A 13,190-nucleotide genomic window follows, 5' to 3' on the forward strand; every position below is an offset into this window, starting at 1 on the left:
CCCCCTCCGTCCTACCATAGCGAAAAAGGGGGACGTGAGGATCCAGTACTAAAAAGCAAGCTCTTCAGTACTCTTGTGTATAAAGGGTCTGCTAAAACCCACTGGCAATGTGACCAGCAGGCAAAGGATAGTGCTCAACACTATTACAGTCAAGCACACAAAATGACATCTGTTTTAAATTAGATCATTAAAAAAGTAAGGATAAATAATTAAAATTTATTATTAAATTTGGTTTATACAACTATTTTATCATTATCCCCTCTCATAACTAAGATCAGCCTGAGTATTTTTAATGATTTGTTGCATGAACTCATTGCGTTGTTTAGCTTTATATTTACCTAAACGATCAATACCATTAGGTAGAACACGTGCAACTGAAGTGACAACAAAATTCTTAGCAAATGAACCACCGACTAGTGCGATGCCTGTCATTGATTTTTTTGGGAAAGTTAATGAGCTTGCGATCTCTTTACCAAGCATTAAATGAGCAAGAGTACTAATATAATCTTGGGTCATTTTTCTTTGAATACGGTCTATAAGTTTATTTTGATCAATGCATATTATTTCATCTAAGGATTGCCACAGAGCACCTCCTAACATGGCAGATGTCTCATCAGGGATAAAAACTTGATGTAATTCGATCCAAGTTAAACGCCAAATATCTCGTTCATTCGTTGGAACAAGTGAAGGATGCACCCCAACAACATGTGCTATTAAACGCCACAGGTGAAAAATATCTTCACGCTCCTGTTTCGCATAAAGTACTCCTAAAATATTTGCACCCAAAGTTGCAAGTAAGGCGAATGGTAAAATTGTTGCAGTGTAAATAACTTGATGAATAGGTTCATCCCACTGATCAAAATCCCAGTCATTTTTGGATTTCATAGCTTTGCGCATATGTGCATGGATCATTCTTATTCGTATACATGCCTTATATCCCGGACTAAAACGACTAGACATACCATTCGGAGCAGTGACATCATTAAACCAATTTAATGTTTCTACAGCACGCTTTCCTGCTTTTTTATAAAGATCTCCCGATCTTAATAAAACGTGATTGGCAACTGGAGCGACATAACTCACAGCCAAACCAGGAATAAAAATGGCAAAAGCTTCTTTACCTATTAATTGATAAAAACGAGTAGCACGCTCCAGCCTTTTATGATCTACCCAATATGGGAAGTCATCCACTACAGCAAAAAAATCTATGAGTTCTTGAGGTGGGTTATCGACAGTCTCAATTCCATATTCAAGAGCTTGATTAAACATATGCCTAGATGAAGATCCAACTCTATGCATACATTCAACTAAATTATCTGCTATAGGATCACCAATTTGTCTAAAGCAATTAAAGGATGCTATCTGTGCTTCTGTAGCGTTCGGTGCATCTTTATTAAAAAATCTAGAGGCTACATTGAAAGGAAACTGTTTCATTGCACTTGGATTTTCAACAATTGCATAAGAATATTTATCCAGCATCTGGGAACTCAAAATGATCAAATATTATTTTTATAAGTTATTAAAAAAACTCTTCACACAATAGGTGTAGATATGCCATATTAATGATCAATTTAGGCCAAGACTAAATATATGCAAGATCCTTTTGGATTATTTCATGAGACCATATCCATTTCTTATGCCCGTCTTTTATTAGAGATTTGCGAAAAATATGATATTAGTGCTGCGATTCTTCTAGAAAATACAGGGCTATCCTTATTAGACATCAAGCAATATGATGCAAAGATGAGTGCACATCAATGGTCTAAATTAGTAGCCAATGCACTTCGGCTGACTGGTAACAACCGTCTAGGAATAGAATACGGATCAGCTTTACGACCAACGGCCCATGGCTCATTAGGTTTTGCTTTTTTGAGTTGCGTAGATGTAGAAACAGCTCTAAATCTTTGCCAACATTTTTTCTGTACACGTATTCAAAGTTTCATACCTAATTGGACTTTCGACGAAAAACTTGTATACATTTATCTAGACGATGTTCATCCAGTAAAATTAGGTGATGAACAGCAGTCTCAACAACTAAGAGCATTTTTAATTGAAAGTCTTTTATTTGGTGGAATTCATTTATTAGAACTACTTATTCAAGAAAATTTAGAGGAATGTGAAATTTTTCTAGATTGGTGTGAATCTTCAGATTATGAAGAGATTTTAAATAAAAATATAAAATATCATTTTAATAGTAAGCGGAATGCTATAGCTTTTCCTTTAAAATATTTAAAACAGTCCAATCCACAAGGTGATTTAGTTGCCTTCCAACAAGCTATTCAATACTGTGAAAAAGATAAAGGTTTAATAGTAAAAGATGCCACACATCATTTGCAAAACTCGATAAAGATGGAACTTTTACATAATTTTAATAAAAACTATCCTTCTCTTCCCGAGATTGCTAAACGTTTAAATATGTCTGAAAGAACGATTAAACGCCATTTACAGACACAAGGAACTAGCTTTCTTCAACTTCTTAATGAGATTCGTTTCAAGGAAGCAAAAAAACTTTTAGCAAAAGAACAATATAATATTCAAGATATTGCAAACTTGATTGGATATGAAGAGTCTACTAACTTTGTTAGGGCTTTTAAAAAATATTCAGGTATAACTCCTCATCAATATAGAAAAAAATTAAAGTCTGAATAGGCTGTACATTCAGAAAACAGAATGCACAGCAAAATTAGCTTCGTCTAGAGTTTCTGGACAATAAATCCCATCCACTGATAAACCTGATCAACTTACCTTGCTTATTTGGCAAGTTAAAAGCAATAAGTTTCTACCTTCGGTCGATATATTCTAAGTAACCCCTTCCCACTAATGGCTGATCATAGAATTCACCTTGCCATGCATATGAAGAAACAAAACCAGCTGCCAATCCGAAACAATACGGGGTATCTACATGTGCTGAAATATCTAAAACCTTTTGATTGTTGTGATAAGCAACCCAGCGAAAAGTATTTGGTACATTCATTGAAAAATTATCGGGAGTAATCTGCGGTTCTTCTTGAAGACTCGTTACTTCAAAAAGTATATCTCCATTATATTGAATTGACGTTCCATCAATATGACGATAGTAAACAGAAGTCAAAATGGGTTGGTCTTCATAGCAAATAAAAGCCAGCAATAACTGCTGTTCGTGGTCAATATTAATAACTTGATAGCTAAAGACTTTTACAGGAAGTTGAATATTCTCAACTAACCATTTGTTTTTGAGCATTGAGGTAGCTACAGCTTTCCAAGACTCCAACGTGCAAAGTCCTTGAACGGTTTCACTATTTCCCTTTTGTTTGATATGACCTTCATATTGCATGAGCACACTAAAGTGCTTATACAGGCCACTATAGGCAAACCATGAAATAGCTTTTGTGGGCTTTAAATAAAGTTCTAGCTCTAAATCTTCTCTTTTAGTAATGAGTAAGAATCCATCGCCTTGCTCATGCATGATAGTTTGATTGTCAAAATTAATCGCAAAAGGATTTTGGCTAAATTTAATATCATTTTTAATTGAATATGTTCTGTAAGCTTCAGAAGTTGTCGATAAGGCTGTTCCATGCACTAACGAAGCTGTATCCCCTTTTCCATCCTTAGACATTTGATAGTTGGTATCTGTAATCGTAAATCCTACATAACCTAAAACTGAAGCCCAAGATAAATATCGAAATGGTTCAGGTAAGTCAGGTACCATGATCCCGTAATGTGTACTCCCAAAGCGTTTATAAAGAGTATGAGGAGTAAGTTCAAACTCTTTTGGCAATACCGATTGCCGCTCTGGTGTAACAGCTCCTAACAATGACCCTGAAAGTTTAGCAACTTTTTGATTGGCTTTGTCTTTAAGACTCTTCGGTAATCTATGGCTTGAGATTAGCATTTTTAAGATCCTTTATTTTTATCTACTTAAAAAATGAAGTTCCATATTAGAACTTGATAATTTGCAATTGAATGTTAATAAAGGACATCTTGATCTAAGCAAATGCACTAAAACAAAAAAGCCAACTCTTTCGAATTAGCTCTAATTACCTCATGACCACGTCTTTAAAAATTGTTTTTAATTTTATTGTTCGCAACAATTTTCATCAATTTTTCTTATGGGTTTAAATTAACCTTTCTTTATGACATTTCAATTAAAAAACATCTGAACTCACCTATTGAATACTACTCCAAAAGAACCAATTGCCCGCCCTACTCGAATAAGAATTGGAATAAGACATTATAAATACTTCAGCCCTACTATTTTTCTAAATATTCTAAATTGTTCTATAGTGAATTACTTCAATACTATATCTGATGAGTTAATATAATAAGCTTGATCTAAAGAAAATTTTAAACTCTTAAAGTAATTTGCATGAAAAATATTAATATCTTCAAATTTATAAACCTTGTGCTGGCCTTTTTATGGATCTATCAAGGACTTGTTCCCAAATTCCTATTTCTTAATTCTGATGAAATTTTTGTATGGCAATGGGTAGGACTATCACTTGAACATGCAAAACTTGCAGGCCATGCGAGTGGTATTGCTGAAATAATTTTTGGTTTATGTTTTCTCTTTACTGCACATAAATATATTCATTATTTAAGCATTTGGGGTTTGCTTGGCTTACTTCTTTTAATTGGTTTTTTAATACCCTCTACCCTGATCTTGCCCTACAACCCTATCGTAATGAATCTTTCGATGATAAGTTTATCTATTGTCTATCTCATCTTATTAAATGAGCTAAATTAACTTACAGCCATTCATGTAACTATTTTTAAAGATTTTATATAGAGAGTGCAATGAGTTTACCCAAAACTGAAGTTTGCAGTGTGGTCATTACAGGCAGTACAAAAGGTATTGGTTTAGCCCTTGCCCATGCTTTTTTAGATCTTGGATGTTCTGTTGTCATTGCTGGACGAAACCCAGAACATCTTAAGCAGGCTCTTTCTCATTTAGAAACTCATTTCAATAAAGAAAAATTCATTGGTCTGTGTTGCGATGTGACTCAAGTGTCAGATGTGCAAACCCTATGGGATGGTGCAATTGAGCGCTTTGGGCAAGTCGATGTGTGGATTAATAACGCAGGAAGCTGCCACCCCACTAAAGACTTTATCGACCTTCAGCCAGAAGAGTTAAACGCGGCTGTTTCAACCAATATTCTAGGCACGATGTTGGGTTCGCAAGTCGCTTTAAAAGGCATGCTCAAACAAGGTTATGGTCAAATCTTTAATATGGAAGGTTGGGGAAGCAACGGCGAATGGAGTGCAGGCATGACGCCTTATGCAACCACAAAACGAGCCGTAAGTTATTTCAGTAAAGCACTTTCTAAAGAAACAAAATCGACTCCAATTTTAACTGGCACACTCAGCCCAGGCATGGTTGCAACCGACCTGTTAGTTTCTTCTTGGACCAATGGCAACATCCAAAACTGGAAAAAAATGAAGCGCTTATTTTTCTTTGTGATTGATCCACCAGAAATTGTTTGTGCGTATTTAGCAAAACAAATTATTCAAAATAAAAAAGCCAACCGACGCATTGCTTGGATCACGCCATGGAAGCTTTTTCTTAGATTTTTGCAACCTTATTACTGGCGTAGAAACCCCGTTAAAGGCACAGCTTTAGAGCATTTGTAGTCGGGCTTATAATGTGACTAAAAATCTAATCTCACTCAGTTAAGATGGTTTGGTTGATAGGCGCATCGGGTTTTATTGTTCAGTAAAAGTTCTTCTAAAGAGAGCTTTTACTGAACTTTATATTCATCAAGAATCGTTATCTGAGCTATCTTCTTTATTTAAAATCCGCCCTTCCCGTTTTGGTCGAATCAATGGTGCAGTTGGTCGTGGATGCGTATGTGTATATTGCATTCCTACTCCCGCATTGACGTCATCTGCTGCGATTTCAGTTTCAAAACGCTCGTTATCGAGATCTCGAATTTCCTCGGTAATTCGTTCTACTTCGTCTTCATCTACACCCAGTTCTTGCAAAATCACGCCACCAAACTTAATTGCAGATTCAAACGTTTCACGGATCATGAAGTCCACTTTTTGTTTAACTAAATGCAGTGAGTGCTCACGATCATATGAACGGACTAATAGTTTCGCTAAAGGAAATTCATGGGTGACGAGTTCCACAATTCTATTTGTGGTTTCTTTACTGTCCACACACACCACAATCGCTTGTGCTGTTGCAGCACCAGAAGCATGTAGAATATCTAGACGGCAGCCATCGCCATAATAAATTTTAAAACCAAATTTTTCGGCGTTTTGAATCATGTCCGTATTATTATCAATAATGGTGACATCGACACCTCTTGCCAACAATAATTGACTGGTGACCTGTCCAAAACGTCCAAAACCGATCATTAAAACACTACCGCTTAAACCCTCGGCAATATTGACGTTTTCTAATGAAACATCCGCTTTAGTTTGAGTAAAACGTTTGAAAATAATACCGACAATTGGGGTCAACACCATTGAAAGTACCACAATAGCAGTAAGATTAGATTTAACCGTACTATCAATAACTTGTGCACTTAGCGCGGCAGAGAAAAGCACAAAAGCAAATTCTCCACCCTGAGCCATAAGTAAAGCGCGATCCAACGCTTCAGTATGAGAGCTTTTCGTTACTCGGGCGACTATATAAATCATGAGCGCTTTGGCAAGCATCAGGGCAATTACCCCACTCACAATCAGTTGCCAATTCTGAGCGACAACTGATAAATCCAGTGACATGCCCACGCCAAGGAAAAACAGACCTAACAAGATTCCTCGAAATGGTTCAATATCAGCTTCAATTTGATGTCTAAAGGTCGATTCAGATAAAAGCACACCTGCTAAGAAAGCACCCATTGCCATGGTCAAACCGCTGACTTGCATGAGTAACGCTGCCCCTAACACCACTAATAATGCTGCGGCAGTCATGACTTCTCGGGCTTTAGCGGCAGCCAAAAGCCTAAATAATGGGTTCAGTAGCCAATACCCTGCCGCAATCAGACCTGCAATTGCGACCAAGCCAATTCCTATATTTTCTAGACGTACAGATGTGCTTTCGACCACATGATTCGGTGCCATAAAAGCAACAATAGCCAGCAAAGGTACAATTAGTAAATCTTCAAAAAGTAAGATGGCTACAATTTTTTGCCCACGAGGCTGAGTCAAGTCACCCCGATCACCCAACAACTGCATCACAATAGCAGTCGAGGTCAGTACGAAACCTGCCGCACCAATAAAAGCGACTTGCCACGTAAAACCAAATAATAATCCGACGCCAGTCAAAGCCAACGCACAAATGATAATTTGTAGCGTACCAAGGCCAAAAATTTCGCGTCTAAGACTCCATAAATGCGATGGTTGCATTTCCAAACCAATCACAAATAGGTACATCACAATTCCTAACTCGGCAATATGCAAAATTGCGGTGGAATCTTGAAAAAAAGCAAAACCGAATGGGCCAATAATCAGACCCGCAATTAAATAACCTAATACTGAACCTAAACCAATACGTTTAAAAATAGGGACTGCAATGACGGCCGCTGCCAATAAAACTACGGGGGCAACCAAGCTAATTGAATGTGCTTCTGAGCTCATACATTTCTCATTTTATTTATCTGCAATTTATTCTATGTGAAACTAGGTTTAAGGGCGATTATTAGTTTTGAGAAAAAGCATCCTAAAAATAAAATGACTTAAATCGTCCGAAAATGAAAATTTAGAGCATCTGTATAAACGAAATATATCTCTATTTTAAGGTTCATAATTAAGCACTCGTAAAAAAAGCCCTTACGGGCTTTTTTTGATTAAACAACGAATTTCAACATGAGCTGAATAACCGTGGCATTAATTAAATCGACAAAGAACGCACCACAAAGCGGAACAATTAAAAATGCCTTATGCGATGGACCATACATGTTGGTAATCGCTTGCATATTTGCTACTGCTGTTGGCGTTGCGCCCATACCAAAACCACAATGCCCTGCTGACAACACCGCTGCATCATAGTTTTTGCCCATTACACGGAACGTCACAAATGCTGCATATAACGCCATCGTAATCGTTTGAGCGCCTAAAATAACCACAAGAGGCCCAGCCAAATCTGCAAGTTGCCAAAGCTTTAATGAAAGCAGTGCCATTGCTAAATAAAGCGACAAAGACGCATTACCAAAAACATCAATCGCACGGTCAAAAATATCAATTTTCAACACGCTTTCTAAAATATTTCTTAAGATTACACCACCACCGAGCGCCCAAACGAAGGTTGGTAACTCAAACCAAGTTCCCTTACTAAAGCCAGTCATAAACTCTGCAAACGCCAAACATGCTGCAAACATACCTAGTGTAGTAATTGCATTATCAGCAGTAATTAAACGAACTTGATGCGGGTTTTCAAACGGCGCAAGGTCATCCGAATTTTGCTCAACATGACCATCACGATGTTGGATTTCAGCATTGGTTTTCGGTTGTGCAAGGCTATAACGATTGATGAGCAATTTAGCTAACGGCCCACCAATCACACCACCAATAATCAAGCCAAAAGTCGCACTTGCCATACCCAGTGCTAAAGCACCTTGAATGCCATGCTGAGTTTCTAAAATTTCACCCCAAGCTCCGGCTGTACCATGACCACCTGTTAAGGTAATTGAACCTGCAATTAAACCAATTAATGGGTCAAGGCCAAGCAAAGTTGCAAGGCTCATGCCGACCGCATTTTGCACAACAATGAAGGATGCTACACAAACTAAGAAGATAACCAAAGCCATACCGCCTTCTTTAAGCTTCATGAAATTGGCACTTAAACCAATAGAAGCAAAGAATACGAGCATAAAGCTGGTTTGCAATTCGCTACTAAAAACAATGCTATATCCCCATAGTGTATGGACAAGTAGAGAAATGACCGCAGCCACCAAACCACCTGCTACAGGTTCGGGAATATTGTAGCGTTTTAAAAAATCAATTCGATTAACAAGAAAGCGGCCTAACAATAAAACAATGACCGCCGAAATTAGCGTATAAAAACCATTAAAAACAAATTCCATATAAACTACTTTCTAATTACATTCCTAAAGGATTGTAAAATAATTATATTTTATTTTTTCATATGTAAAAAAAACACAAATAAACTTTACAAAACTACCCTACCAATAGATTTTTACTATTCTTAAAAAAAGCTTAAATTTTTAAAGGTTTCATACAAAAATATTAAATAAATTTATTTCATTATTAATTTCAAATATTTATTTAAAATTATTTTTAATTAAAAATAATTATTCCTTGACACCTTAAACAGAAAATACTGTCTTTTGGGTCACGGAACTTAGAACTCATTCCCTTTAATATCCCTGAAAAGACCAGCTCCTTATTGCTCTGGGCAACATCTTTATAGGTTTTATATTCAATGAGTTTATTGCTTAAAGTTCGTCAGAACGTTCCACAGCTACAGTCTATTAAAAAATCTCTTCAGACACGTGCTGGTCAAAAAATACCTCACATGTTGATCAATGCATCGGATCTATTTTTTAGAGGTCCTGAAATTGCCTTGTCAGGAAAAACACCTTTTGACGTGATCTATAAGCATGAAATTATTAGCTTACGCCATTATAGAAACGAAGCCGATACCTCTACACCAAAACACCGTGTTCCTTTAGTGATTGTTCCGCCATTAGCAGTGAATATGCTCATTTATGATTTGTTTCCTACTCGCAGTTTTGTACGTTTCTTTTTGGCACAAGGTTTTGATGTCTATTTAATTGACTGGGGTGTGCCAACCCGCCACCAAGCAAAATACAATTTCGGCACCTACATTAAAGTCTTTATGCCTCAAATGCTAAAGCAGGTTCGCGAGCATAGTGGACAGCAACAGCTTTCTTTACATGGCTGGAGTTTAGGTGGCGCACTTTCGCTCTGCTATACCGCATTATTTAAAGATAAAGATATTAAGAATCTAATTATTCTCGCTTCCCCTATCGATACCCATAAAGCGGGTTATATGGGGAAACTTTATGGCAGTCTGACTAAACCTGCCGAATGGGTTCGTAAATATACGCCATTTCGTATTCGCCACCACGTACCAAGTAAGGCATTTCATATTCATGGCTGGCAAAACACGCTAGGTTTTAAATTAACAGACCCGATTGGAAATTTGAAAACGTATTGGGAACTTTTTAAGAATCTTGATAACCGAGAGTTTATTGTCGACCATGCAACCTCAAGTTCATTCATCGATAATATGCTCGCCTATCCGGGCGGTGTCATGCGTGACATTATCCTCCGTTTCTGGATTGATAATGAACTATCCAATGGGGTAATTAAATTCGGCGAACTTACAGCCTATCTAAAAGATATTAAATGTTCAGTACTCGCAGTCGGCGGCAGCACAGACATTATTGTGACTGCTGATGCTGTTAAGCCACTCATGACTTTGATTAGCAGCCAAGACAAAACCTTTAAAGTCGTTCCTGGTGGTCATATGGGTGTCGTTTCTGGAAGCCAAGCCCCTACTGCGGTTTGGCCAGAAATGAGTCATTGGCTAGCTACACGTTCAGATTAACTCACTCACACATCATCAGACCAGTGTAGTCATATCTACACTGGTTAATATTCAAACTTTGCAAAACTATTCTGTTTATCTTTATGTATGTTGAATCGTAGTTTTTTTCGAAATTTTAAAAGCAACTTATTTTAAAATATATAGATACTATAAAGATATATTAGTATTTCAATTCACAAAAAAGTATTTAAATTATCCAAAAATATAAATTTTATTTATAAAGAATATAGTTTAAGAATAAAATATTTTATCAATCGTTAAAAATTATTCAAACATAGTATCTGCCATCAAATTAATATTTTTATTTTTAAAATTATCCTTATCAAGTAGATGTTACTTTTTGTTATTTATGTAAAGCCCACCTTAACAATAAAATTAAATAACTATATGTTAAATATGATTTTTATTTAATTTTATTTTGTAAAATTTGTATATTTTTTATACAAATGTAGGTAATTTCTCACAATCATGTAAGTCAAAACTTACAACACAACTAATTGTTTTTCCTATAATTAATTTCAGTACATATAAGCACTCTTTACTATTAAATAGAAAGCTGAGTATTAATGAAGAGATCTGGAGAAACGGTAACGTTATCTTTATTAATATAAAAACTCTTAATAATAGAAAAAGAATCTCAAAAAATTAATATGTACTATCTTTCCTCTGGAAACAGAGGAAAGATCTTTTTTTAATCATCAGATAGGGTATAGAAAATGTTTATTGCAAAAAATATATTTGTATATTTACTATCAATGTTAGCTTTATGCTTACTGATTATTTTCTTTAACTACCTTGGAATGAATGAGACGACTAACCTTTTGCTCTCTTCAGCACTTTTTGGAATATTTATTACTTGGTATTACAAAGGTAGCGGACTATGTCTCGCATTATTTAGTTTTTTTTACTGGGCAATGTTTGTAATTAGTCAAAGTTTAGAAGTGATATGGATGCTCGCCAGTTCAGTGATTGTCTACCTAGTGATGACTAAAATGATTCCTAAATTCAAGACCATCCATATCAGTGTAATAGCTAAAAAGGGTTCACCCCACGCTTAACCATACCTACTTTCTTAACTGTATTAATTTTGGTTTGTTCAGCACTTAATAATTCATTTAAGAAAATTTTTAAATTTTGCTCATCAAGACGAATGGGATTAAAACTAGTTTCTCCCATCTTTAAAAAGAAAGATTCAATATTTGTATTACGCTGTACATATTTCATTGACCAACGCTGAAAAGAGTTCTTCTCGATGGAATATGTACACAACCATTTAACATTGTAGTGTCTTTGATCATTTTGAATTTTTTCAAATAATCGTTCAACTACCTCCCGTTCACCTTCCAAGCATTGAAAGAAAGCATTATCTGCGTAATAGAGCACCCCACAAATTTGATTCAAATCATTGAAATCTCGTGCTTCTGTCAAAATATCACGTAAATCTTGCAATAAATCTTCATTTTTTTCGTTTCGTTGACTGGCATAACACAAGCGAACGTTCATTAGCAATTCCGTGAAATATAAAATTTCTTTATTTAAAGATTTTTTAATCTACCATATCTCTATTACTAATAATTTATATTTCACACATATTCTAAAGTTTAGGTAAAAAAATACGTTCGATTATTAACTATAAGAGCTTAATAACTAATAATTTATATTAACAAGAAAATAAAAAGCCCTCTTATAGAGGGCTTTTATAGCTTATAAAAGAACAATGAAATTTCTTTTAAAAGACTAAAATAAAAAAAGCACTAAATAGTGCTTTTTTTCTTACTGAAATATTATTGTGGAATAATATTTACAGCATTTGGGCCTTTTTGACCTTGAGTAACAGTAAACGTTACACGTTGACCTTCGTGTAACGTTTTGAAACCTGAACCAGAGATCTCTTTGAAGTGTGCAAACACATCTGGACCATTGTCTTGTTGAATGAAACCGAAACCTTTAGTTTCGTTAAACCATTTTACTGTACCGCTTACTGTATTAGACATGATATATCCTACTGATTTCTAATATTTTAGTATCATTTAATAATGACACTAACATAACTTTGAAAAAAGAATAACAAATTGAGTTAAGATCTTAAAAAACGAAGGATTATGACTAAAACTACGATACTTTAAAGAAGATTTACTAACAAGACTTTTTTCTAGTTAAGAGCATGATACATGAAATAAATTTCTATTCAAGCTTTTTATGAGAAAAATTTTATAAATTCTAATAAAAAACCAAAAAACAATAACTTAATAGCGCAACTAAAAACTTAGTATATTCCCTACTTAACCAACAACTTACAACCGATCGGATCAGTTGTTGAAGAATAGAAAGATCATCACTTATGACGTATTAAGTAACAGAATAAAAAATATGAAAATAGACTTTAAATAATTTAGCTTTTAGAAATTCAGGCAATAAAAAAACTCCTAAACAGGAGCTTCATTTTTTAAATCATTGGCAGAGGATCAAGGACTCGAACCTTGACGAACGGTTTTGGAGACCGTCATGCTACCATTACACCAATCCTCTATATTTATGATTAAACAACTCATGATTTAATCATAAAAAAAGCAAGAACATCGTCTTGCTTCTTTTAATGGTGGGGGCGAAGAGACTCGAACTCTTACACCTTGCGGCGCTGGAACCTAAATCCAGTGCGTCTACCAATTTCGCC

Annotated in this window: 11 protein-coding genes and 1 tRNA gene; 5 read left to right on the top strand and 7 right to left on the bottom strand. The window is 35.4% G+C overall.

Annotated features, from left to right (window positions below):
* Positions 1–252: 252 nt before the first annotated feature.
* On the bottom strand, positions 253–1,479 hold the full coding sequence (locus tag AC1PJP_RS02550; protein WP_479766478.1) for an oxygenase MpaB family protein: 1,227 nt from the start codon (positions 1,477–1,479) through the stop codon (positions 253–255).
* 111 nt (positions 1,480–1,590) lie between these two features.
* Between AC1PJP_RS02550 and AC1PJP_RS02555 the strand changes: the two genes are divergently transcribed.
* A complete protein-coding gene (locus AC1PJP_RS02555) occupies positions 1,591–2,649 on the top strand; it encodes an AraC family transcriptional regulator (protein WP_005306915.1) in 1,059 nt (352 codons plus the stop codon).
* A gap of 130 nt (positions 2,650–2,779) precedes the next feature.
* On the opposite strand, the gene AC1PJP_RS02560 is transcribed toward AC1PJP_RS02555, so the two are convergent.
* Positions 2,780–3,871, bottom strand: a complete 1,092-nt coding sequence (locus AC1PJP_RS02560; protein WP_005306918.1) for a DUF6670 family protein — start codon at positions 3,869–3,871, stop codon at positions 2,780–2,782.
* A gap of 474 nt (positions 3,872–4,345) precedes the next feature.
* Between AC1PJP_RS02560 and AC1PJP_RS02565 the strand changes: the two genes are divergently transcribed.
* The gene (locus AC1PJP_RS02565) at positions 4,346–4,723 is read left to right on the top strand and encodes a DoxX-like family protein (RefSeq protein WP_005306921.1); all 378 of its coding nucleotides are present in this window, start codon (positions 4,346–4,348) and stop codon (positions 4,721–4,723) included.
* 50 nt (positions 4,724–4,773) lie between these two features.
* On the top strand, positions 4,774–5,607 hold the full coding sequence (locus tag AC1PJP_RS02570; RefSeq protein WP_192835446.1) for an SDR family NAD(P)-dependent oxidoreductase: 834 nt from the start codon (positions 4,774–4,776) through the stop codon (positions 5,605–5,607).
* A 126-nt stretch (positions 5,608–5,733) separates the two neighbouring features.
* Here the strand turns inward: AC1PJP_RS02570 and AC1PJP_RS02575 are convergent, their stop codons facing one another.
* Both AC1PJP_RS02575 and gltS read right to left on the bottom strand, forming a co-directional pair.
* Positions 5,734–7,560, bottom strand: coding sequence for a monovalent cation:proton antiporter-2 (CPA2) family protein (locus AC1PJP_RS02575; protein WP_198306910.1), 1,827 nt, complete (start codon positions 7,558–7,560; stop codon positions 5,734–5,736).
* 209 nt (positions 7,561–7,769) lie between these two features.
* Positions 7,770–9,005: a sodium/glutamate symporter gene (gltS, locus tag AC1PJP_RS02580; protein WP_479766479.1), complete on the bottom strand. Its 1,236-nt coding sequence runs from the start codon at positions 9,003–9,005 to the stop codon at positions 7,770–7,772.
* Between the two features lie 359 nt (positions 9,006–9,364).
* Between gltS and AC1PJP_RS02585 the strand changes: the two genes are divergently transcribed.
* Both AC1PJP_RS02585 and AC1PJP_RS02590 read left to right on the top strand, forming a co-directional pair.
* Positions 9,365–10,516 (top strand): alpha/beta fold hydrolase, encoded by a 1,152-nt coding sequence (locus AC1PJP_RS02585; protein WP_479766480.1) that lies wholly within the window; start codon positions 9,365–9,367, stop codon positions 10,514–10,516.
* A gap of 716 nt (positions 10,517–11,232) precedes the next feature.
* Positions 11,233–11,574 carry a hypothetical protein gene (locus AC1PJP_RS02590; RefSeq protein WP_005306934.1) on the top strand — a complete coding sequence of 114 codons (342 nt, stop codon included), beginning with the start codon at positions 11,233–11,235 and terminating at the stop codon, positions 11,572–11,574.
* On the opposite strand, the gene AC1PJP_RS02595 is transcribed toward AC1PJP_RS02590, so the two are convergent.
* The 3 genes from AC1PJP_RS02595 to AC1PJP_RS02605 all read right to left on the bottom strand — a co-directional run bounded on the left by AC1PJP_RS02595 (position 11,549) and on the right by AC1PJP_RS02605 (position 13,045).
* Positions 11,549–12,019, bottom strand: a complete 471-nt coding sequence (locus AC1PJP_RS02595) for an AnBLUF65 family BLUF photoreceptors (RefSeq protein ID WP_005306937.1) — start codon at positions 12,017–12,019, stop codon at positions 11,549–11,551. The two genes, AC1PJP_RS02590 and AC1PJP_RS02595, sit on opposite strands and share 26 nt — an antisense overlap.
* Positions 12,020–12,300: 281 nt before the next feature.
* The gene (locus AC1PJP_RS02600; RefSeq protein ID WP_003650775.1) at positions 12,301–12,510 is read right to left on the bottom strand and encodes a cold-shock protein; all 210 of its coding nucleotides are present in this window, start codon (positions 12,508–12,510) and stop codon (positions 12,301–12,303) included.
* A 461-nt stretch (positions 12,511–12,971) separates the two neighbouring features.
* Positions 12,972–13,045 (bottom strand) — tRNA-Trp (locus tag AC1PJP_RS02605).
* Between the last annotated feature and the right edge of the window lie 145 nt (positions 13,046–13,190).

The sequence above is a fragment of the Acinetobacter sp. V116_7 genome, from assembly GCF_056735735.1.

Coding starts and splice junctions, on each gene's coding strand:
- AC1PJP_RS02565 (WP_005306921.1), top strand. CDS start 4,346: ATGAAAAATATTAATATCTTCAAATTTATAAACCTTGTGCTGGCCTTT.
- AC1PJP_RS02590 (WP_005306934.1), top strand. CDS start 11,233: ATGTTTATTGCAAAAAATATATTTGTATATTTACTATCAATGTTAGCT.
- AC1PJP_RS02570 (WP_192835446.1), top strand. CDS start 4,774: ATGAGTTTACCCAAAACTGAAGTTTGCAGTGTGGTCATTACAGGCAGT.
- gltS (WP_479766479.1), bottom strand. CDS start 9,005: ATGGAATTTGTTTTTAATGGTTTTTATACGCTAATTTCGGCGGTCATT.
- AC1PJP_RS02555 (WP_005306915.1), top strand. CDS start 1,591: ATGCAAGATCCTTTTGGATTATTTCATGAGACCATATCCATTTCTTAT.
- AC1PJP_RS02595 (WP_005306937.1), bottom strand. CDS start 12,019: ATGAACGTTCGCTTGTGTTATGCCAGTCAACGAAACGAAAAAAATGAA.
- AC1PJP_RS02550 (WP_479766478.1), bottom strand. CDS start 1,479: ATGCTGGATAAATATTCTTATGCAATTGTTGAAAATCCAAGTGCAATG.
- AC1PJP_RS02560 (WP_005306918.1), bottom strand. CDS start 3,871: ATGCTAATCTCAAGCCATAGATTACCGAAGAGTCTTAAAGACAAAGCC.
- AC1PJP_RS02585 (WP_479766480.1), top strand. CDS start 9,365: ATGAGTTTATTGCTTAAAGTTCGTCAGAACGTTCCACAGCTACAGTCT.
- AC1PJP_RS02600 (WP_003650775.1), bottom strand. CDS start 12,510: ATGTCTAATACAGTAAGCGGTACAGTAAAATGGTTTAACGAAACTAAA.
- AC1PJP_RS02575 (WP_198306910.1), bottom strand. CDS start 7,560: ATGAGCTCAGAAGCACATTCAATTAGCTTGGTTGCCCCCGTAGTTTTA.